Annotated in this window: 17 protein-coding genes; 5 read left to right on the top strand and 12 right to left on the bottom strand. The window is 66.1% G+C overall.

Translation table 11 applies throughout. The annotated features are described in order from the left end of the window. Positions 1 to 154 precede the first annotated feature (154 nt). Positions 155 to 955 (bottom strand): substrate-binding periplasmic protein, encoded by an 801-nt coding sequence (locus JHD77_RS18565; protein WP_003121370.1) that lies wholly within the window; start codon positions 953 to 955, stop codon positions 155 to 157. Positions 956 to 1309: 354 nt separating this feature from the next. Here JHD77_RS18565 and JHD77_RS18560 point away from each other — a divergent pair, with 354 nt between their 5' ends. Continuing rightward, positions 1310 to 3058: a Na/Pi cotransporter family protein gene (locus JHD77_RS18560; RefSeq protein ID WP_003096931.1), complete on the top strand. Its 1749-nt coding sequence runs from the start codon at positions 1310 to 1312 to the stop codon at positions 3056 to 3058. Positions 3059 to 3126: 68 nt separating this feature from the next. Beyond that, positions 3127 to 4500, top strand: coding sequence for a M16 family metallopeptidase (locus JHD77_RS18555; RefSeq protein WP_003102849.1), 1374 nt, complete (start codon positions 3127 to 3129; stop codon positions 4498 to 4500). A gap of 5 nt (positions 4501 to 4505) precedes the next feature. On the opposite strand, the gene JHD77_RS18550 is transcribed toward JHD77_RS18555, so the two are convergent. Both JHD77_RS18550 and JHD77_RS18545 read right to left on the bottom strand, forming a co-directional pair. Continuing rightward, positions 4506 to 5066 carry a GNAT family N-acetyltransferase gene (locus JHD77_RS18550; RefSeq protein ID WP_003096934.1) on the bottom strand — a complete coding sequence of 187 codons (561 nt, stop codon included), beginning with the start codon at positions 5064 to 5066 and terminating at the stop codon, positions 4506 to 4508. Positions 5067 to 5208: 142 nt separating this feature from the next. Then, positions 5209 to 6498: an MFS transporter gene (locus JHD77_RS18545; protein WP_003096941.1), complete on the bottom strand. Its 1290-nt coding sequence runs from the start codon at positions 6496 to 6498 to the stop codon at positions 5209 to 5211. Positions 6499 to 6871: 373 nt separating this feature from the next. Here JHD77_RS18545 and JHD77_RS18540 point away from each other — a divergent pair, with 373 nt between their 5' ends. Beyond that, entirely contained in the window at positions 6872 to 7912 is a 1041-nt protein-coding gene (locus JHD77_RS18540) for a DUF5924 family protein (protein WP_003114118.1), read from the top strand. 18 nt (positions 7913 to 7930) lie between these two features. Here the strand turns inward: JHD77_RS18540 and JHD77_RS18535 are convergent, their stop codons facing one another. From JHD77_RS18535 to JHD77_RS18520, 4 genes are all read right to left on the bottom strand, one after another. After that, complete coding sequence (locus JHD77_RS18535) at positions 7931 to 9160, bottom strand: nucleoside recognition domain-containing protein (RefSeq protein ID WP_003096953.1); 1230 nt, start codon at positions 9158 to 9160, stop codon at positions 7931 to 7933. 104 nt (positions 9161 to 9264) lie between these two features. Further along, positions 9265 to 10599, bottom strand: a complete 1335-nt coding sequence (gltP, locus tag JHD77_RS18530) for a glutamate/aspartate:proton symporter GltP (protein WP_003096956.1) — start codon at positions 10597 to 10599, stop codon at positions 9265 to 9267. A 712-nt stretch (positions 10600 to 11311) separates the two neighbouring features. Next, complete coding sequence (locus JHD77_RS18525; RefSeq protein ID WP_003102842.1) at positions 11312 to 11779, bottom strand: inhibitor of vertebrate lysozyme family protein; 468 nt, start codon at positions 11777 to 11779, stop codon at positions 11312 to 11314. Between the two features lie 21 nt (positions 11780 to 11800). Continuing rightward, positions 11801 to 11962: a DUF1328 domain-containing protein gene (locus JHD77_RS18520; protein WP_003096961.1), complete on the bottom strand. Its 162-nt coding sequence runs from the start codon at positions 11960 to 11962 to the stop codon at positions 11801 to 11803. Between the two features lie 474 nt (positions 11963 to 12436). Between JHD77_RS18520 and algB the strand changes: the two genes are divergently transcribed. Beyond that, complete coding sequence (algB, locus tag JHD77_RS18515) at positions 12437 to 13786, top strand: sigma-54-dependent response regulator transcription factor AlgB (protein WP_003102840.1); 1350 nt, start codon at positions 12437 to 12439, stop codon at positions 13784 to 13786. Continuing rightward, positions 13783 to 15570, top strand: coding sequence for a KinB sensor domain-containing domain (locus JHD77_RS18510; RefSeq protein WP_003102837.1), 1788 nt, complete (start codon positions 13783 to 13785; stop codon positions 15568 to 15570). The genes algB and JHD77_RS18510 overlap by 4 nt, the downstream gene beginning before the upstream one ends. Positions 15571 to 15604: 34 nt before the next feature. On the opposite strand, the gene ampDh2 is transcribed toward JHD77_RS18510, so the two are convergent. From ampDh2 to dsbA, 5 genes are all read right to left on the bottom strand, one after another. Further along, positions 15605 to 16384, bottom strand: coding sequence for an N-acetylmuramoyl-L-alanine amidase AmpDh2 (gene ampDh2, locus JHD77_RS18505; RefSeq protein WP_003096970.1), 780 nt, complete (start codon positions 16382 to 16384; stop codon positions 15605 to 15607). A gap of 29 nt (positions 16385 to 16413) precedes the next feature. Beyond that, entirely contained in the window at positions 16414 to 17007 is a 594-nt protein-coding gene (locus JHD77_RS18500; protein WP_003102836.1) for a MarC family protein, read from the bottom strand. A gap of 117 nt (positions 17008 to 17124) precedes the next feature. Beyond that, entirely contained in the window at positions 17125 to 19140 is a 2016-nt protein-coding gene (gene dgcP / locus JHD77_RS18495; RefSeq protein WP_031756760.1) for a diguanylate cyclase DgcP, read from the bottom strand. Then, on the bottom strand, positions 19137 to 20015 hold the full coding sequence (locus JHD77_RS18490; protein WP_003096975.1) for an endonuclease/exonuclease/phosphatase family protein: 879 nt from the start codon (positions 20013 to 20015) through the stop codon (positions 19137 to 19139). Before JHD77_RS18490 ends, dgcP begins: the two co-directional genes overlap by 4 nt. 15 nt (positions 20016 to 20030) lie before the next feature. Next, positions 20031 to 20666: a thiol:disulfide interchange protein DsbA gene (dsbA, locus tag JHD77_RS18485; protein ID WP_003096976.1), complete on the bottom strand. Its 636-nt coding sequence runs from the start codon at positions 20664 to 20666 to the stop codon at positions 20031 to 20033. Positions 20667 to 20711 lie beyond the last annotated feature (45 nt).

Raw genomic sequence — 20711 nt, 5'->3', positions numbered from 1 at the left:
TAGGCCAGGCGCAGCCTGCAAAGGGTAGAGAACTGAATCATCGATGTAACCTCCTTTGCGGTGCGTAAGTGGGGGAAATGAAGGGCGAATCCTAGGCGTTTCATTCCCACCGCGCAAGCCCCGGAAAGGCTTCGCGATGGAAATGAGCGGCGCATCACTGCGCCGAAAGAGCCTGCACGGCGCCGGGCACCTCGCTGTTCCAGCGCTGGTAGAGCGCCCGCAGCTCGCCGGACGCCGCCATCTGCCGTACCCGCGCGTCATAGACCTCGCGCAGGAGCCGGCCGCTGGCGCTGTCGGCGAAGGTCATGAAGGACTCCTTGCCGGGCGGCAGTTGCGCGATCGGGTAGGCGTCGGCCGGCAGATGCGCTTCGCTGCGCTGCTTTTCCAGTTCGTCCGGCTCGTCGAGGAAGAAATCCAGCTCGCCGTTCTGGACCTGCTCGGTGCAACGCTCGGGGCGGACGCACTCGACCAGGGTGAAGTCGCGCTGCTCCGCGGGGATCAGGTTGTAGCTGTGGCGCCAGCCGACGCGCTTGCCGGTGAGGCTGGCGCGGCCGGAAAAGGGCGTCTTCGCCGCATGCATCACGCCGTGGTACTCGATGTCGATCGGCAACTGGGCGTACAGCTTGCCCTCAACGCCGGGGATCTCGCCCGGCACGCCATCGACCATGGAGCCCGCGGTCATCAGCTTGTTGGCGCGGTTCCAGGGCATGTTGATGAATTTCACGTCAAGCCCGTAGGGCGCATAGACCTGCTTCAGCAGGTCCCAGTACAGACCGCTGCCGTCGGCGTTGGTATAGCCTTCCCAGGCCGGCGCGGCGAAGGTCGCCTTGCGGATGTGCGCCTGCTCCAGGCTATCGCCCAGCGCATCGGCCTGAACCACCGGCGCTCCCCCTACCCCGAGCGCCAACACCGCTGCCGAGAGGCAGCCACTGATCCCCGAAAATCGCATCCGCACCACTCCTCTGTATCCCTCTAGACCGGGGCTTTTTAAAAGGTGCAAAGGATACCCTTCCTGTCGGCTAATTCCATGGCCTGTGGCGCAAACGCATGCATCGAACGGAAGGCGAAAAAATCCTCGCCGTTTCGCGGCGCGCACGCTTGAATGAAGGGTAGGCGCCCTGCCGCTCGGGCTGCCGAGACGAACTCCCGCGGGGGGCGCCTGTCCAAATATGACGTTCGTGTTACAACTCGCCTGAACGCTGCCTTTCCATCGTGGCCGTTGGCGCCGTTGTCCGGGCTCCGCGGCGCAACGCACGCGGAACCTGGCGCGAGGTTGGCCATTCGTCGTAGTGCCAGGGGGGGCCACGCCATGCTGAAACTGCTCGACCTGCTCTCTGCCGTCGCCCTGCTGGTGTGGGGCACGCATATCGTCCGCACCGGAATCCTCCGGGTCTACGGCGCCGACCTGCGGCGCATCCTCAGTCGCAGCGTGGAAAAACGCCCGCTGGCGTTCGCCGCCGGCATCGGCGTCACCGCCCTGGTGCAAAGCAGCAACGCCACCGCCCTGCTGGCCACCTCCTTCGTCGCCCAGGGCCTGATGGCACTGGCGCCGGCCCTGGCGATCATGCTCGGCGCCGATGTCGGCACCGCGCTGATGGCGCGGGTGCTGACCCTCGACCTGTCGTGGCTTTCGCCATTGCTGATCTTCTTCGGCGTGATTTTCTTCCTCAGCCGCAAACAGACCCGCCTCGGCCAGCTCGGCCGGGTATTCATCGGCCTCGGCCTGATCATCCTGGCGCTCCAGCTGATCGTCGCCGCCGCCGAGCCGATGACCCAAGCCAAGGGCGTCAAGGTACTGTTCTCCAGCCTGACCGGCGACATCATGCTCGACGCGCTGACCGGCGCGTTGTTCGCCATGATTTCCTATTCCAGCCTGGCCGCCGTGCTGCTTACCGCGACCCTCGCCGCATCCAAGGTGATCTCGCTGAAAGTCGCGCTGTGCCTGGTGGTCGGCGCCAACCTCGGCAGCGGCATCCTGGCCATGCTCAGCGCCACCGCGCAAAACGCCGCCGGTCGCCGGGTGGCCCTCGGCAGCCTGTTGTTCAAGGTCGCCGGCTGCCTGCTGGTGCTGCCCCTGGTGGGGCCGCTGGCGGACTGGATGGATCACTGGCAGTTCAGCACAGCCGAACTGGTGATCGCCTTCCACGTGCTCTACAACGCCGCGCGCTGCCTCGCCTGCCTGCCGCTGACCAACGCCATGGCCAGCTTCTGCACCCGTGTGATGCCCGACCGTGCCCTTCCCGACGACGTCGCCCGGCCGCGCCATCTCGACCCCGCCGCCCTCGACACGCCGAGCCTGGCGCTGGCCAACGCGGTGCGCGAGACCCTGCGCATGGGCGACACCGTCGAGCAGATGCTGAACAATCTGATGCAGATCATCCGCGGCGGCGATCCGCTGCTCGGCAAGGACATCCGCAAGCTCGACGACGACGTCGACGCCCTCTACACCGCGATCAAGCTGTATCTGGCAAGGATGCCGCGCGAGGACCTGTCCGAACGCGACAGCCGGCGCTGGGCGGAGATCATCGAGCTGGCGATCAACCTGGAGCAGGCCGGCGACATCATCGAGCACATGCTCGCCGCCGTGCAGGACAAGAAGACCTCGCGCAGCCGCTCGTTCTCCGACACCGGCCTGGAAGAGATCGGCACCCTGTACCAGCAGTTGGTCTCCAACCTGCGCCTGGGTCTCTCGGTGTTCCTCAACGGCGACCTCGACAGCGCCAAGCGCCTGCGCCGGGCCAAGCAGCGCTTCCGCCTGCAGGAACGGCGCTACGCCCATGCCCATGTCGACCGCCTGCACCAGCAGGTGGTACAGAGCATCGAGACCAGCTCGCTGCACCTGGACCTGATCAGCGACATGAAGCGTCTCAACTCGCTGTTCTGCGCCATCGCCTACGCCGTGCTGGACAATCCAGACGCGCCGAGCAGCGCGGCCGACGAGGGCACTCGGCGGGACGAGGACGACTGGGCCGACGAAGTCGACGACATGACCTCGGCGCCGCTGGCCGAGCCAGCGCTCGCCGAGGAGCGAGCGGAAACGCGCCGTTCGCGACATTAGCCGTTCTGCGGGTAGGTTCGTCATGAAGCATCCGCTATTCTCGGTATTTTCAGTTCCAGGCTCGGCCCATGCGTTCGTTGTCCACCCTGCTGCTGTTCTGCCTGCTCTGCCCCTGGTCGTACGCCGACCAGCGCAGCGAGGTCGAAGCCTTCCAGCTGGAAAACGGCATGGGCGTGCTGCTCAAGCCCACCGAGCAGCACCGGCACGTCTCGATCCGGCTGGTGGTGGGGGTCGGTTTCGCCGACTTCTCGTGCCGTGAAAAGCAGCTGCCGCACCTGCTCGAGCACCTTTTCTTCAGCGGCCTGGACGGCGGCGACGAGGCCGACCTGGAAGCCCGCATGCAGGCCCTCGGCGGACAATGGAACGCCTACACCAGCGAAGGCGACACCACCTTCGTCATCGAGGCACCTGCCGCCACCCAGCGGCAGGTCCTCGACCTGCTGCTGGACACCATCACCCGCACCGAACTGGACGAGCCGCGCATCGCCGCCGCCAAGCGAGTGATCGAGCGCGAAGGCGGCGGCCATTACTCGCACCTGCAGCGCTGGCTCGACCGCGAGAACCTGGGCCGTGGCGCCATGGACCAACTGGCGGTGGAACTGGGCCTGGCCTGCTCCCAGCGCGCGCCGCTGGCGCCGCTTGGCGCGGAGCAGCTGGAGCGGCTGCGCAGCGACTGGTACGTACCGGGCAACATGACCCTGATCCTGGTCGGTGACCTCGATCCGCGCCTGCCGGCCTATCTGACCCGGACCTTCGGCACCCTGGAAGACCACGAGCTCCCCGAGCGCCGCGAGCTGCCGGCGGCCAACGGGCATGCCGAGGCCAGGCGCACCCTGATCACCCGGCCATTCGGCGAGGGTGCGATGCTGCACTGGATCTATCCGGAGCCGGACGACGCCGCCCCGGACGCCATGGTCCTGCTCCAGGCCTATATGAACGACGCGCTGTACGCCGACCTGCGTGTGCGTCGCGGACTCACCTACGGGCCATCGACCGATCGCCAGGTGTTCGCCAACCAGGGCTTCTTCAGCCTCGACGCGGATGTCGAGCGCAGCGACCTACCCGCCACCGAGGCCGCCCTGCGCGAGTTGCTCGACGGCATCCGCCAGCATGGCCTGGACCCGGGGCGTTTCAAGCGGGTGCAATTCGCCGAGCGCGCCAGGCTGGCCTGGAGCACCCAGGGCAACGCGGCGCTGGCGGACTATTACTGGGGCTCGCTGGCCGACTACGAGGACGGCCATTTCCCCAATGAGGAGCGCCGCCTGGCGAAGGTCAGCCTGCAACAGGCGAACGCGCTGGCGAAGCGGCTGTTCGACGGCGAAGGCTACCTGCGCATCGAAAAGCCGCTATTCGACGACGACATGCTCTACCCATTGCTGCTCGCCGCCGGTCTCCTGGCCAGCGGCCTGCTCTGGTTCGGCCTGCGCCGCCGGCGCGCCTGACCGGGCTACAGGGCCAGGCGGTGGATGACCTGGGTCGAGTCGTCCGGGTCGCGCTGGCCGACGAAGCCCAGTGCGCAACAAAGGTCGCGCATCGCCCGGTTGGCCGCCGAGTCCACCGAATACATCTGGCGGAAGCCGTTGCGCCGCGCCACGTCGATCAGATGGCGCATCAGCACGGCGTCGAGGCCCAGACCCTGGTAGTCGTCGGCGATGGTTACCGCGCATTCGCACTGCCCTTCCTCGCAGCAGGCGGCGTAGCGGCTGATACCGACCTCGCGCAGCTCACCGTCCTCGTGCACCAGGGCAACGAAGGCCATGCTCTGCTGGTAGTCGATGTCCATCAGTTGATCGAGCAGCGCCGGGCTGGCTTCCTTGATCTCGCCGAGGAAGCGGAAGTGGCGGGTCGCCGGGGACAGCCGGTTGATGAACTGGCGTTCGCGCTCCCGGTCCTCCTCGCGCAGGGGACGGATCAGCACGTGGCGGCCATCGTCGAGGGACTCGACCCAATGGTCGCCCTCTACCGCCGCGAACGCGGAAGACCGGCTGGCATTTTGTACATTGGACATGATGCGATCTCCAGGAAGGGAAGGAAGTCGGTACAACCACTTCCTTCCTGTCTACGCGGTTTGGCGCAGCTCCGGTTGATCGACATCAACGCCGCCGCCGCAGCCCCGGCGGGAGCCGACGCACGGCATGCGGCGAAACGCCTCAGGCGTTGGCCAGCTCGGCCTCGGCGATCTCCTTGCCGCGCCGGCGGAACAGCACCAGGGTGGCGAGCAGCCCCAGCAGCGCCGCGCCACTGAGCCAGATGCCCGGGGCCGCGCGGTTGTCCAGGGTGTGGATCAGCCAGGTGCAGACCGCCGGGGTGAAACCACCGAAGGTCGCCGTAGCCAGGCTGTAGGCGAGGGAGAAACCGGTAGTGCGCACGTCCGCCGGCATCACCTCGGTCAACGCCACCACCATCGCGCCGTTGTAGCTGCTGTAGAGGAACGACAGCCACAACTCGACGCCGAGCAGGCCGGCGAAACTCGGCTCGCGGACCAGCCAGGACAGCGCCGGGTAGGCGGTCAGCAGTGCCAGCGCGGAGGCACCCAGCAACAATGGCTTGCGCCCGATGCGGTCGGAGAACGCGCCCATCACCGGCAGCCAGATGAAGTTGGACAGGCCGATGCACATGGTCACCAGCAGGCTGTCGAGGTCCGACAGTTGCAGTTCGTTCTTGCCGAAGGTCGGCGTGTAGGCGGTGATCAGGTAGAACGATACGGTGGTCATCACCACCATCGCGGTACCGGCCAGCACTACGCCGAAGTTCTGCCCGATGGAGCGCAGCACCTGCGACAGCGACGGTCGGTGGGTGCGCGCCTCGAACTCCGGCGTTTCCTCCAGCGAGCGACGGATGACGAACAGCGCCGGAACGATCAGGCAGCCGATGAAGAACGGCACGCGCCAGCCCCATTCGCCCATGTCCTGCGGGCTCAGCCACTGGTTGAGGAGCACGCCGAGCAGGCCGGCGAAGACCACCGCGACCTGCTGGCTGGCCGACTGCCAACTGACGAAGAAGCCTTTGCGTCCTGGCGTGGCGATCTCCGACAGGTAGACCGAAACCCCTCCCAGCTCGACGCCGGCGGAAAAACCCTGCAGGAGCCGGCCGAACAGCACCAGCAACGGCGCCGCCACGCCCAGCGTGGCATAGCCGGGAACGAAGGCGATCAGCAGGGTGCCCATGGCCATCAGGCCGAGGGTGATGATCAGGCCCTGGCGGCGGCCGTGGCGATCGATGTAGGCGCCCAGGAACACCGCACCCAGCGGCCGCATCAGGAAGCCGGCGCCAAAGGTGGCGAGGGACAGCATCAGGGAGGCGAACGGGTTGTCGCCGGGGAAGAAGGTCTTGGCGATGGCGGTGGCGTAGAAGCCATACACCATGAAGTCGTACATCTCGAGGAAGTTGCCACTGACCACACGGAAAATGGCGACACCTTTGGATTTATTAGAGGCCATGGGACACACACTCAGGCAGACACGGGGAAGCGGTCCATGGCGGCGTCGATGGCCACGCAGGCGGGTACGTCATCCATCGACCGAGTTGTAACCATATGTGTAAAAACTGCTGTCGAACAATCTAAAATTGCCCGAAAGGTGCGAATTGAAGGGGTTTGAAAGGCTGTCGAAAGCTTCGCGACCATCGGTCGGGAAAGCGACGCCTTTTTCCCTGGTCGACCTCCAGAAAGGAGAGCGGAGCCTCTGTCGGGCGAAGGAAACATTCGCCACGCGGCAGCTGTCCTTCGTTCATACCCAGGAAACCCGGCCGGGGTTATGCTGCGCGCCCCGGCCGGCTGGCCGAGCAGCTCCGATCGAGAACCCGCTGGTCCCCATGCCCAACCAACAACGCCCCGTCCTCAAGGCCCGCCTGGAGCAACTGATCGCCCTGGTCGGCGGCCTGATGGCCCGCTATCCGCGCACCATCGCCCTGTTCGGCTTCTGTTCGGGCGTGTTCAGTTTCATCATGGTCGACCGGCAGAAGGGCTTCGCCCAGGTGCTGGCGATCATCATGCTGGTCAGCTGGGTCTGGTTGATCCTCGAGAACCTCCTGCGGGAGACCTTCGCCCGCCGCTTCGGCTGGGAGATCCCGGCGCCGCTGCTGCGCTACGCGACCCAACTGATCCACCAGGAAAGCCTGTTCTTCGTCCTCCCGTTCTTTCTCATCACCACCACCTGGAACAGCGGCCAGGCGCTGTTCACAGGGACGCTGGCCGCCGCGGCACTGATCTCCATCACCGATCCGCTCTACTATCGCTGGCTGTCCAGGCGTCGCTGGGTGTTCCTCGCCTACCACACCCTGACCCTGTTCGCGGTGTTGCTGACCTCGCTGCCGATCCTGCTGCACCTGACCACCCCGGAAAGCTACCGGTTGTCGCTGGGCATCGCCGTCGTGCTGTCCTTCCCCAGCCTGCTCGTGACCTTCCCGCTACAGCACTGGTGGCGCGGCTTCCTGCTTCTCGGCCTGACCCTGGCGGTGGGCCTGGCCGGATGGTTCGGCCGCACCTGGGTACCGCCGGCCACCCTGTGGCTGACCGAAGTGGCGGTGAGCAGCCAGTTCGACGACCAGAGCCGCACGCCCGGCGACAGCCTGGAGCAGGTCGGCGCCGCCCAGTTGCGCAGCCAGGGCCTGTTCGCCTATACCGCGATCAACGCGCCGCGCGGCCTCGACGAGCGCATCTATCACGTGTGGATGTTCAACGGGAAGGAGTTCGACCGCATCGCCCTGGATATCCACGGCGGCCGCAAGGAGGGCTACCGGGCCTGGACCCACAAGCAGAACTTCCCCGGCGACCCGGTCGGCCACTGGCAGGTGAAGGTACTCACCGAGGCCGGACAGATGATCGGCACCCTGCGCTTCGACGTCACCCAGTGACGTCGAAGCCTGGCGACCTCAGGCGAAGAACCAGTAGCACACGCCGATGGAGGCGATGACCCCGGCCAGGTCCGCGGTCAGCGCGCAGCCCACCGCGTGGCGCGCGCGCTGCAGGCCGACCGAGCCAAAATAGACGGCGAGCACGTAGAAGGTGGTCTCGGTACTGCCCTGCACGGTGGCGGCGACCAGCGCCGGGAAACTGTCGACGCCGTGGGTCTGCATGGTCTCCAGCAGCATCGCCCGCGCCGCGCTGCCGGAGAACGGCTTGACCAGCGCGGTGGGCAGCGCTTCGACGAAGCGGCTGTCCCAACCCAGCCCCTCGACCGCCCAGCGTATCCCGCCGAGTACCACTTCCAGCGCCCCGGAGGCGCGCAACACGCCAACCGCGCAAAGCATTGCGACCAGGTACGGCAACAGGTTCCTGGCGACGTCGAAACCTTCCTTCGCCCCCTCCACGAAGCTCTCGTAGACCGGCACCTTCTTCAGCGCGCCGACGATCAGGAACAGCACGATCAGGCTGAACAGCGTCAGGTTGCCCAGCAGCGAGGACAGCTGCGCCAGCGCGGTGGCCGAGAGCGTGCCGAGCACCGCCATGAAGCCGGCCAGCAGCAACGCGCCGGGGATCAGGTAGGCCAGCACCACCGGGTCCCACAGGCGCAGGCGCTGCATCAGCGCCACCGACAGCAGGCCGGCCAGGGTCGAGGCGCTGGTGGCCAGGAGGATCGGCAGGAATACCAGGGTCGGATCGGCCGCGCCCTGCTGCGCGCGGTACATGAAGATAGTCACCGGCAGCAGGGTCAGGGACGAGGCGTTGAGCACCAGGAAGAGGATCTGCGCATTGCTCGCGGTGGTGCTGCTGGGATTGAGCTCCTGCAACGCCTTCATCGCCTTCAGGCCGATCGGCGTGGCGGCGTTGTCCAGACCCAGGCCATTGGCGGCGAAGTTCAGGGTGATCAGGCCGATCGCCGGATGCCCCGGCGGCACTTCCGGCATCAGCCGGCGGAACAGCGGACCGAGCAGCACCGCCAGGCGCTCCACCAGCCCGGCCTTCTCGGCGATGCGCAGGAAACCGAGCCAGAGCGTCAGGGTGCCGAACAGCAGGACCATCACCTCGACCGCCAGCTTGGCCATGGCGAACAGGCTCTCCACCATCGCCGCGAACACCGTCGCATCGCCGCCGATCAACCAGCGCGCCAGCGCACTCGCCGCCGCCACCAGGAAAAAACCCAACCACAAGCCGTTCAGCATTCAGAATCCCCCGCGTTGCGCGGATGATAGCGGCGCAGGCGGTGCCGGCGCCAGAAACGCCGAGGCCCCGGACGATGCCGGGGCCTCCTGGGCGGGAAGCCGCCTTATTCGAGGGTGGCCTGCTTGCCCTTGGCTTCGCCGACCGCCTGCCGCAGGTGCGGCAGCGAATCCCAGTAGCGCTGGCCCTTGGCCGCGTCGTACATGCCTTCCCACTTGGAGATGACCAGCACCGCGAGGGCATTGCCGATCACGTTGAGGGCGGTGCGCGCCATGTCCATGATGCGGTCCACGCCGGCGATGAAGGCCAGGCCCTCGAGCGGGATGCCGACGCTGCCCAGGGTGGCGAGCAGCACCACGAAGGATACGCCCGGCACGCCGGCGATACCCTTGGAGGTCACCATCAGGGTCAGCACCAGCATGATCTGCTGGCCGATGGACAGGTCGATGCCGTAAAGCTGCGCGATGAAGATCGCCGCGATGCTCTGGTACAGGGTCGAGCCATCGAGGTTGAAGGAGTAGCCGGTGGGCACCACGAAGCTGCTGATCGCCTTCGGCGCGCCGTAGGCTTCCATTTTCTCGATGATGCGCGGCAGCACGGTTTCCGAGCTGGCGGTGGAATAGGCGAGGACCAGGTCGTCCTTGAAGATGCGGATCAGGCGCATGATCGAGAAGCCGAACATCCGCGCGATCAGGCCCAGCACCACCAGGGCGAAGAAGACGATGGCCACGTAGACCAGGATCACCAGCTTGGCCAGCGGCAGCAGCGAGGCGAAGCCGAAGTTGGCGACGGTCACCGCGATCAGGGCGAAGACACCGATAGGGGCGTACTTCATGATCATGTGGGTGACCTTGAACATGGTCTCGGAAACGCCCTGGAACACCTTCACCAGCGGCTCGCGCAGGTCGTTGGGCAGGCTCGACAGGCCGAGGCCGAACATCACCGAGAAGAAGATGATCGGCAGCATCTCGCCACGGGCGATGGCGGCGAAGACGTTGGAGGGAATCAGGTTGAGGATGGTCGCGATGAACGCATGGTCATGCTGCACTTCCTGGGTGGTCTTCTGGTACTGGGAAATGTCCACGGTACCCAGGGTGCTCATGTCGATGCCGGTGCCGGGCTGGAACAGGTTGGCCAGCAGCAGGCCGACGACGATGGCGACGGTGGTGACGATCTCGAAGTAGATGATGGTCTTCAGGCCGATGCGGCCAAGCTTCTTCGCGTCGCCGACGCCGGCGATGCCGACCACCAGCGAGGAAATCACGATCGGCACCACGATCATCTTGATCAGACGGATGAAGATGTCGCCGGCCGGTTGCAGCACGTTGGCGATCCACCAGGCCTTTTCGGCGCTGAAATGGTTGAGCACTGCGCCGACGGCGATACCGAGTGCCAGACCGATCACGATCTGCCAGGCGAGGCTTAGCTTGGCTTTACCCATGTTTCGTCACCCTTAATTCTTGTGGAAGTCGGGAGTCGCTCCAACGGGAGAGTCGCTCCCGACAGGCGAAAGGGCGCAATGATTCATGCGCTCCCCTACCCCGTCTAATGCCGTAAGTGACTGCCCCATGCCGAATCGGCATGAGAAATCACTAATGAAACGTCCGTCCCACAGGAAATTGCCCTTGATTTTCGTACAAGAACAGGGAGCGGAAGGCACTCCGTGCAAGGCCCGGGAGCCACGTGCCCATCCTGGGAAGTTGAAAGTCGCTCATCATCGCTGCGATGGATGGTCGCAGGACACGCAACGCCGTCCGGCACGCCATCGCCGGCTGTGGATAAGCGGCATTCTGTGGATAACCGCGCGGTAAAGCCCTTCTGGGAGGGCGCCTCGGAACGCGCGGGCGGTCGATTGTAAAACGACTCCGCCATCCACAGGCATTGATCGATATCAGGGAAGTTCGCGGAGTATCGGTGCGGAAGCCGACGCTCCGCCGGACGGCGGAGCGTCGTACCCCTTCTATATATAGAAGCGCGCCGGAAGGCAGCGAGACAACGGTGGCTCCCCTCCGGCGCGTTTTCGCCTGGCCCGACCCCGAAGGAGGTACTCCCTGTACCCCTGGAACCCGCCGGATCGACCTCACCCAGCGCATCCCGGTCCCCTGGCCATGCCCCGCTGCGGGCGGGGCGGTGTCACGCAAGCCCGTTCCGCCTCAGTACCAGTTCGGATCGGCCTTGAGTTGTTCGTCGAGGATCTTCTGTACCGCCGGTTCCGGCTTGCCCAGCCAGCGGAAGCTGGCGTGCTTGCTCGGCGACTTGTCCTGCGGCAGCCCTTCGGGCACCTGCACGTAGAGCCCGTAGGCATGACTCTTGTCCCAATCGAAGGCGACCAGCAGGCGATGGCCCTTGCAATCGGACTTCTCGCAGAGACCGCCAACCAGATACTTGTCGCCCTGGTCGTCGACGGCATGCATCGGCGTAGCGGTTCCCGAGAGATTCATCACCCAGTCGGGCAAGCGGCTCTCGTCTTCCACCAGGTTCTGCCAGGCCTTGCGGTATCCGGCATCGGTGCTCTGCAGTTCGTTCAAGCGGTATTCGCCGTCCCTGTCGGCCGCCACCGCCAGCGAACTGGCGGCGGCACCGAGCAGCAGTGCGTTCATCAGGTTACGCATGAGTCGCATCGCTTTCTCCTTGGCATCCGGCTAGCCGCGACGGCGTCCGAAGAAGAACGAGACCACGAAGAGCACCAGGAACAGCACGAAGAGGATCTTCGCGATTCCGGTGGCGGCACCTGCGATGCCACCAAACCCGAGGACGGCAGCGATGATGGCGATGATCAGAAAGGTGATAGCCCAACTAAGCATGATGTTTTCTCCTGTGTGCCTTCGGAACTGTCGGTACCGCCTCGGGGCCAGGCCCATCGGGGTAGCGAACCGGCCTGTGTCCATTTTTTCTTCAGGGAGACCGTGACTACCTCATTGCACGCCGCATGCCAGCCTTTCTGAAAAATAAAAAAACTTTTAATTCAATAAGTTATAAAACAACCCAGGTAGTCTGCGCAGTTCATCCTGCACGACGCGACAAATTATTCCGGGCGTTTTGCACGATCGGCGCGGTACGCTGTCACATGCAACAGGGAAGCGACCCGGCACCTGCTACCCGGAGCCATCCGTGGAGCCGCCACGGCTTCCCGAAAACCCAAGAACAGACATCGGCAGGTTGCACGCCGCCCTGGCCGCCCGGATGGGCGGCGGGGCGCTCTGCAACTTGCATGGGCTTTCCGGGGACTAACCCAGAAGCCGAATGGCAGTGAATTCCCTAGAGGATAAAAAGCAACGATGGAAACCACTTCCGAAAAACAGGGGCGCATCCTGCTGGTCGATGACGAGTCGGCGATCCTGCGCACTTTCCGTTATTGCCTCGAAGACGAAGGCTACAGCGTGGCCACCGCCAGCAGCGCGCCGCAGGCGGAGGCCCTGTTGCAGCGCCAGGTATTCGACCTGTGCTTCCTCGACCTGCGCCTGGGCGAAGACAACGGGCTCGACGTTCTCGCCCAGATGCGCGTCCAGGCGCCATGGATGCGCGTGGTGATCGTCACCGCGCATTCGGCGGTGGATACCGCGGTCGACGCCATGCAGGCCGGCGCGGTGGATTACCTGGTCAAGCCCTGCAGCCCGGACCAACTGCGCCTGGCCGCCGCCAAGCAACTGGAGGTGCGCCAACTGACCGCGCGCCTGGAGGCCCTGGAGGACGAAGTGCGCCGCCAGGGCGACGGCCTGGAATCGCACAGCCCGGCCATGGCCGCGGTACTGGAGACCGCGCGCCAGGTAGCGGCGACCGACGCCAACATCCTCATCCTCGGCGAATCCGGCTCCGGCAAGGGCGAACTGGCACGCGCCATCCACACCTGGAGCAAACGCGCGAAGAAGCCCCAGGTCACCATCAACTGCCCGTCGCTGACCGCCGAACTGATGGAAAGCGAACTGTTCGGGCACAGTCGCGGCGCCTTCACCGGTGCCACCGAAAGCACCCTGGGCAGGGTCAGCCAGGCTGACGGCGGCACCCTGTTCCTCGACGAGATCGGCGACTTCCCGCTGACCTTGCAACCCAAGCTGCTGCGCTTCATCCAGGACAAGGAATACGAACGCGTCGGCGATCCGGTGACCCGCCGCGCCGACGTACGCATCCTTGCCGCGACCAACCGCGACCTGGGCGCGATGGTCGCCCAGGGCCAGTTCCGCGAGGACCTGCTCTACCGCCTCAACGTGATCGTGCTCAACCTGCCTCCCCTGCGCGAACGCGCCGAGGATATCCTCGGCCTGGCCGAACGTTTCCTCGCCCGCTTCGTCAAGGACTACGGCCGCCCCGCCCGCGGCTTCAGCGAAGCCGCCCGCGAGGCCATGCGGCAATACCCCTGGCCGGGCAACGTACGCGAGCTACGCAACGTGATCGAACGCGCCAGCATCATCTGCAACCAGGAACTGGTGGATGTCGACCACCTCGGTTTCAGCGCTGCGCAATCTGCCAGCAGCGCGCCGCGGATCGGCGAATCGCTGAGCCTGGAAGACCTGGAGAAAGCCCATATCACGGCGGTGATGGCCTCCAGCGCGACCCTCGACCAGGCCGCCAAGACCCTCGGTATCGATGCCTCGACCCTGTACCGGAAGCGCAAGCAGTACGGCCTATGAGCATGCCGCTGCCGATGAAGCTCCGGACCCGGTTGTTCCTCAGCATTTCCGCGCTGATCACCGTCTCGCTGTTCGGCCTGCTGCTCGGGCTGTTCAGCGTGATGCAGCTCGGCCGCGCCCAGGAACAACGGATGTCGCACCACTACGCGACCATCGAGGTGAGCCAGCAACTGCGCCAGTTGCTCGGCGACCAGTTGGTCATACTGCTCCGCGAAACCCCCGACGGGCAGGCCCTGGAGCGCTCGCAAAACGACTTCCGACGAGTCCTGGAACAGGGCCGGGCGAATACCGTCGACAGCGCCGAGCAGGCCGCCCTGGATGGCGTCCGCGACGCCTACCTGCAACTGCAGGCGCACACCCCGGCCCTGCTCGAAGCGCCCATGGCCGACAACGACGGCTTCAGCGAAGCCTTCAATGGCCTGCGCCTGCGCCTGCAGGACCTGCAGCAACTGGCGCTGGCCGGCATCAGCGAAGCCGAGACCAGCGCCCGCCATCGTGCCTACCTGGTCGCCGGCCTGCTTGGCCTGGTGGGCGTCGCCATCCTGCTGATCGGTTTCGTCACCGCCCACAGCATCGCCCGGCGCTTCGGCGCGCCGATCGAAACCCTGGCGCGGGCGGCGGACAGGATCGGCGAAGGCGATTTCGACGTGACCCTGCCGATGACCAACGTCGCCGAGGTCGGCCAGTTGACCCGGCGTTTCGGCCTGATGGCCGAGGCCCTGCGGCAGTATCGCAAGACCAGCGTCGAAGAGGTGCTTTCCGGCGAGCGGCGCCTGCAGGCGGTACTCGACAGCATCGACGACGGCCTGGTGATCTTCGACAACCAGGGACGCATCGAACACGCCAACCCGGTCGCGATCCGCCAGCTGTTCGTCTCCAACGACCCCCATGGCAAGCGGATCGACGAATTACTCAGCGATGTCGATGTCCAGGAGGCGGTGGAAAAGGCCCTGCTCGGCGAAGTCCAGGACGAGGCGATGCCCGACCTGGTGGTGGACGTCGCCGGCGAGTCGCGCCTGCTGGCCTGGTCGCTGTATCCGGTCACCCATCCCGGCGGGCATAGCGTCGGCGCGGTGCTGGTGGTCCGCGACGTGACCGAGCAGCGCGCCTTCGAACGGGTCCGCAGCGAATTCGTCCTGCGCGCCTCCCACGAACTGCGTACGCCGGTGACCGGCATGCAGATGGCCTTCAGCCTGCTCCGCGAACGCCTGGACTTCCCCGCGGAGTCACGGGAAGCGGACCTGATCCAGACGGTGGACGAAGAGATGTCGCGGCTGGTCCTGCTGATCAACGACCTGTTGAACTTCTCGCGCTACCAGACCGGCATGCAGAAGCTCGAACTGGCTTCCTGCGACCTCGTCGACCTGCTCACCCAGGCGCAGCAGCGTTTCATTCCCAAGGGCGAGGCCCGCCGGGTCTCGCTGCAACTGGAGCTGGGCGATGAGCTGCCGCGCCTGCAGCTCGATCGCCTGCAGATCGAGCGGGTGATCGACAACCTGCTGGAAAACGCCCTGCGCCATAGCAGCGAAGGCGGGCAGATCCACCTGCAGGCCCGGCGCCAGGGCGACCGGGTGCTGATCGCGGTGGAAGACAATGGCGAAGGCATTCCCTTCAGCCAGCAAGGACGGATCTTCGAGCCTTTCGTCCAGGTCGGACGCAAGAAGGGCGGCGCCGGCCTCGGCCTGGCGCTGTGCAAGGAAATCATCCAGCTGCATGGCGGGCGCATCGCGGTGCGCTCGCAACCGGGCCAGGGCGCGCGCTTCTACATGCTGCTGCCGGTGTGACCGGGGCCGCTCCCGGCAGGCTTTTCCACAGGCCTCAGGAAGTCGGCACCGCCAGCAGCAGGGCGGCGGTTTCCAGGTCCGGCTCGCCATCGAAGCGGGCCGGACGGTATTTCATCTGGAAAGCGCCGATGACGTCGCGGGTGTCCTTCTCCAGCTCGCCGGTCTGCGGCACCAGGTAACCGTGCCGCGCCAACTGCTGCTGGAACCAGCGCACATCCGGCAGCTGGCCGTTCAGTTCGGCGAGCCGGCGCGCCAATTCGCCGGGCTTCGGCCAGGGCACCAGGCCGGCGTCGGCGAGGCGCTTCCAGGGGAACAGCGGACCCGGATCGACCTTGCGGCCCGGCGCGATATCGCTGTGTCCGATGATCCGGTCCGGGGTGATGCCGTGGCGCTTGGCGATGTCCTTCAGCAGGGGGATCAGCGCCTGGATCTGTGCTTCGCTGAACGGATACCAGACCCGCCCCTGGGGTGTATCGCGATAGCCCTGGTTGACGATCTCGATGCCGATCGAGGTGGCGTTCAGCCAGGTCCGGCCCTGCCATTCACTGACCCCGGCGTGCCAGGCGCGGCGGTTCTCATCCACCAGGCGGTAGACGGTGGCCGGCTCGTCGTCGCCGATCAGGTAGTGCGCGCTGACGCCGCCGTGGGTGAGGATGCCCAGCGAATGCGGCAGATCGGTGGAGGTGTAGTGGAGGACGATGAACTGGACGCGGCTGTCCTGGTTCGCCGAGGTGTAGTCGGTGTTCAGGCGCGGGCCGCTGGAGCAGCCGGCCAGCAGCGACAGGGTGAAAGCCAGTAGAACGAACGAACGCATGATGACTCCGAAAAAAATGGGCAGCGCGGTCAGGCGGCGATGTGCAACACGCTGCGCAGGTTGTCCAACAGCATATCGACGCTGAGCATGATCAGCAGCATGCCGGCCAGCCGCTCGATGGCGGTCAGCCCGCGCGGGCCGAGGAAACGCTGGAGGAACGCCGCCTGCAGCAGGATCAGCGCAGTAGCGGCCCAGGCCAGCACCACCGCCAGGTAAAGCTCCCACAGCGGACCGTCGAAGGTGGTGCGCAGGGTGATCAGCATCGCCAGCGCCGAGGGCCCGGCCACCGCCGGGGTGGCCAGGGGTACCAGCAGCGGCTCGCCGTCGGGCACTTCGCCGAGCAGCCCTTGGGGCGACGGGAAGATCAGGCGCATGGCGATCACGAACAGGATGATGCCACCCGCGATCCCGGTCGCCTCGCGGGACAGGCCGAGGCCGCTGAGGATGTGCTCGCCGAGGGTGAGGAAGAGCAGCAGCAGGCCCAGGGCGAAGGCCAGCTCGCGAAACGCCACGCGCAGGCGGCGCCCAGGTGCGACGCCTTTCAGCGCGGCGAGGAACACGGCGATGTTGCCGAAGGGGTCGGTGACCAGAAAGATCAGGACGGCGACGCCGAACATATCCATGGGAGTTTCCAGAGCGGGACAGCCGGTCATTCTACCGGGCGGGACCATTCTAGCGAGCCGCGGCAACACCTGCAGGCGAGCCCGTCCCGAGTCGTCGGAATGTGCGCTGGTCGCCCTTCAGGCCACTTCCAGGCGGTCCCGGCCGGCGCGCTTGGCTCGATACAGCGCCTGGTCGGCACGCTCGAAAACCGCTTCGCCGGCCTCGTTGCCTTCGAACGCGGTGATGCCGGCGGAACAGGTGATGCTCAGGGGCTCGCCCTTGAAATGGAACGGACAGGCGGCGATCGCCGCGCGCAGCCGTTCGAGCAGTTGCCGGCCGGCTTCCAGGGACGTGGCCGGGAGCAGGACGACGAACTCCTCGCCGCCGAAACGGGCGATGAAATCGGCCTGCCGCAACCGTTTGCGCAATTCGCCGGCAATGATCTTCAGCACCTTGTCCCCGGCCAGGTGGCCGAAGTCGTCGTTGATCCGCTTGAAGTGGTCGATGTCCAGCACCGCCAGCAGCAGATCGCCGCCGTCCCGGTGCCGGCGCGCCACTTCCTGTTCCAGGCGCTCGCTGAGCGCCGCGCGGTTGGGCAGGCCGGTCAGCGGATCGGTCAGGGCTTTCTGTCGCTGGTCCTCCAGGTGGCTGTGGAACGCCTTGGCATCCTGCTCCATGCTGTTGACCCGCTCCATCAGCGCCTGCAGGCGGCCGGACACCTCCTGTTCGTGCTCGGCCTGTTCGCGCTGGTGTTCGTCCATGGAGGCAAGCAGGCCGTTCAGCCGGCTGTCCACCGCCAGCTTGAGGCTGTTCAGGTCGGTCGCCTGCTGCACGCTGGCCTGCAGGCCACTGACCTGCTCACGCAGCGATTGGTCGAAGCCGCGCGCGTTGTCCAGCACGTCGGTATAGCCGGCGTGGGCGTCGCCCAGGTGGCCGAGGAAGCTTTCCAGGCGCTCGTTGAGTTGCCGCAGGTATTCCTCGAAGTCGCGCTGGCCACTGTCCGCCAGGGACAGCACCAGCACCGCCAGGTCGTCGAGTACCGGCACCAGCTCATACCAGTTCAGGCTGCCATCGATCCGCTCCCGCAGCGCCTCGGCCTGGGGCTGGTGGCTGCTCGGCAGGGACAGGCCGTCGAGCAGCCGCAGCAGGCTGGCCTCGATGTGCGGCGCCACCGCGCTGTAGCCGGGCTCCGGTATCGGCGGCGGCAGTTCGTAGGCCTCGTCTACCGCCTGCCCGTCGAGGTTATCCACAGGAGTGGCCGGAGTTTCGGGCGCGCTTTCAACGTCCGCCGGCATTGCGGGCGACGGCTCCGCACCCGCTTCTTCCAGCGTCTCGCTAAAGCTCAGGCCGGCCGGTAGCGGCAGGCTGTCGAGCCAGATTTCCCGGGGCTCATCCAGCAGGATCTGGTTCGGCTCGCCACGCTCGGCGACCCCGACCCAACCCGCTGGCGCGCTTTCGATGGCGGCGACCGTGCGGGCGGGCAACGGCTGCGGCGGACCGCCTGGCGCCTCGTCGTGCTCGGCGACCGGCAGGGACGGCGCGGCCGCCGCCGGTTGGATCGGTGTATTGCTTGCCGCCACAACGGACGGCACCGATGCGCTCGGCTCCGCGGTGGTTTCCGACTCCTTGCCGCCGAACAGGCGTTGCAACAGGCTCGGGCGACCGTCTTCGGCATCGCCGCCCTTGCGCTCGGCCAGCGCCTGGCGTTGCAGCCTGCTCAGCTCGCTGAGCAGGATCGGAATCTCGCGCGACTGCCGGGCGCGCTCCTCGATATCGCGGGCGAACTGCTTCAGCGGCTTGCGCAGTTCCCGCGGCAGGTCCAGGGCCAGCAACTGCTGGGCCAGTTCGCCGAGAGCATCGATGTTCTGCTGGGTGCGTTGCTGGCGGCGTTGTTCGGAGTCGAGCACGGCCTTTTCCAGGCGCGGAATCAGGCCCGACAGGCCGGCGTCCATGTCGTCGCGACGGAGGATCTCGCGCAGCTCCTTCATGCACTGGTCGACCGCCTTGTCGCTGCCTTCGGCCGCCAGACTGCTACGCACCAGGCCGCGACGCAGCAGGTCGATCCGGGCATCCCAGCGCCGTTGCAGGCGCTCCTGCTGCTCGATGTTCTCCAGGTACTTGTCTTTCCAGCGCTGGACGTCGTCGCGACTCATGGCGGACTCCCGGCATCCCCGCGCACGACCAAGGCCTTGTCGCGCAGGTTGTCCGGCAGGCGAATCTCCACCGATACCGGCAGATGGTCGGAGATCGGCTGGTCGAGCACGTCGACCCGCTCGAGAGCGAGATCGGAACTGAGCAGGATATGGTCGAGATTGCGCTGCGGCCGCCAGCTGGGAAACGTCGCCTCGACCTGCGGCGCCATCAGGCCGAGGTCGCGCAGGGGCGAGTTTTCCAGAAGATCGACGGCGTGGGTGTTCATGTCGCCCATCAGCACCTGGTGGCGGTAGTCGCCAATCAGCTCGCGGATATAGGCGAGCTGGCGAGTGCGGGTGCGAGCGCCGAGAGCGAGATGCATCATCACTACCACCAGCGCGTCGGCGCCTTCGCCAAAGCGCACGAAGATCGCGCCGCGCCCCGGCGGACCGGGCAACGGATGATCTTCCAGCAGGGTCGGCCGCCAGCGGCTGAGCAGGCCGTTGCTGTGCTGGGCGATACGCCCGAGGTTGCGGTTGAGCTGCTGGTACCAGTAGGGGAACGCCCCCAACTGGGCCAGGTGCTCGACCTGGTTGACGTAGCCGGAACGCAGGCTGCCGCCGTCGGCTTCCTGGAGGGCGACGAGATCGTAGTCGGCGAGCAGTTCGCCGATCCGCTTCAGGTTGGTCGCCCGCCCCGCGTGGGGCAGCAGGTGCTGCCAACCGCGGGTCAGGTAGTGGCGGTAGCGCTCGGTGCTGATACCGACCTGGATGTTGAAGCTGAGAAGGCGCAGGCGGCCGTCGTCGGGCAGCTCCCGCGAATCGTCACAGGAGGGGTTCACTCGCGGGTCGCAGCTGCCTGCGACCCGAGGTTCACGCTGCCAGCGGCGCAACATGCCGAATCACCTTGCCTACTTCTTGGCCGCTGCGCGCTCTTTCTCGATCAGGTAGTCGGCCAGCTTGAGGGTTTCCTCCGGACCACCGGCGGAGCCGATGTCGAAGCGGTATTTGCCATTGACCACCATGGTCGGTACGCCGGTGACCTGGTAGGCCATCGCCAGCTTCTTGGCCTTTTCCATCTGGCCCTTGATGGCAAAGGAATTATAGGTGCTCAGGAATTTTTCCTTGTCCACGCCCTTGCCGGCGAGGAAATCGGCCATTTCTTCCGGAGTGGCGAGCTTCTTGTGCTCCTTGTGGATCGCCTCGAACACGGCGTTGTGTACGTCATGCTCGACACCCATGCTTTCCAGGGTCAGGAACATCTGCCCATGGACGTTCCAGATACCGCCGAACAGGGCAGGCAGGCGCACGAAATGGACATCTGCCGGCAGCTTCTCGCTCCACGGCACGATGGTCGGCTCGAACGCGTAGCAATGCGGGCAGCCATACCAGAACAGTTCCACCACTTCGATCTTGCCCGGCTGGGACACCGGCACCGGGCTGCTCAGCTCGACGTATTCCTTGCCGGCGGTATAGTCGTCGGCCTGGGCGGCCATGCCGAACAGGCTGGCCATGGCCAGCATGGCGGTGAGAATCAGGTTACGCATCGTTCACTCCTAGGCGAGGTCAGTGCCGCTCTCCGGCCGGGTTCG

Source organism: Pseudomonas sp. P20 (genome assembly GCF_016463925.1).
GTDB lineage: Bacteria > Pseudomonadota > Gammaproteobacteria > Pseudomonadales > Pseudomonadaceae > Pseudomonas > Pseudomonas aeruginosa.
The sequence above is the reverse complement of the archived record's forward strand: the minus strand, read 5'-3'. Positions and strand labels throughout refer to the sequence as shown.

Coding starts and splice junctions, on each gene's coding strand:
- JHD77_RS18560 (WP_003096931.1), top strand. CDS start 1,310: ATGCTGAAACTGCTCGACCTGCTCTCTGCCGTCGCCCTGCTGGTGTGG.
- JHD77_RS18555 (WP_003102849.1), top strand. CDS start 3,127: ATGCGTTCGTTGTCCACCCTGCTGCTGTTCTGCCTGCTCTGCCCCTGG.
- JHD77_RS18550 (WP_003096934.1), bottom strand. CDS start 5,066: ATGTCCAATGTACAAAATGCCAGCCGGTCTTCCGCGTTCGCGGCGGTA.
- JHD77_RS18545 (WP_003096941.1), bottom strand. CDS start 6,498: ATGGCCTCTAATAAATCCAAAGGTGTCGCCATTTTCCGTGTGGTCAGT.
- JHD77_RS18540 (WP_003114118.1), top strand. CDS start 6,872: ATGCCCAACCAACAACGCCCCGTCCTCAAGGCCCGCCTGGAGCAACTG.
- JHD77_RS18535 (WP_003096953.1), bottom strand. CDS start 9,160: ATGCTGAACGGCTTGTGGTTGGGTTTTTTCCTGGTGGCGGCGGCGAGT.
- gltP (WP_003096956.1), bottom strand. CDS start 10,599: ATGGGTAAAGCCAAGCTAAGCCTCGCCTGGCAGATCGTGATCGGTCTG.
- JHD77_RS18525 (WP_003102842.1), bottom strand. CDS start 11,779: ATGCGACTCATGCGTAACCTGATGAACGCACTGCTGCTCGGTGCCGCC.
- JHD77_RS18520 (WP_003096961.1), bottom strand. CDS start 11,962: ATGCTTAGTTGGGCTATCACCTTTCTGATCATCGCCATCATCGCTGCC.
- algB (WP_003102840.1), top strand. CDS start 12,437: ATGGAAACCACTTCCGAAAAACAGGGGCGCATCCTGCTGGTCGATGAC.
- JHD77_RS18510 (WP_003102837.1), top strand. CDS start 13,783: ATGAGCATGCCGCTGCCGATGAAGCTCCGGACCCGGTTGTTCCTCAGC.
- ampDh2 (WP_003096970.1), bottom strand. CDS start 16,384: ATGCGTTCGTTCGTTCTACTGGCTTTCACCCTGTCGCTGCTGGCCGGC.
- JHD77_RS18500 (WP_003102836.1), bottom strand. CDS start 17,007: ATGGATATGTTCGGCGTCGCCGTCCTGATCTTTCTGGTCACCGACCCC.
- dgcP (WP_031756760.1), bottom strand. CDS start 19,140: ATGAGTCGCGACGACGTCCAGCGCTGGAAAGACAAGTACCTGGAGAAC.
- JHD77_RS18490 (WP_003096975.1), bottom strand. CDS start 20,015: ATGTTGCGCCGCTGGCAGCGTGAACCTCGGGTCGCAGGCAGCTGCGAC.
- dsbA (WP_003096976.1), bottom strand. CDS start 20,666: ATGCGTAACCTGATTCTCACCGCCATGCTGGCCATGGCCAGCCTGTTC.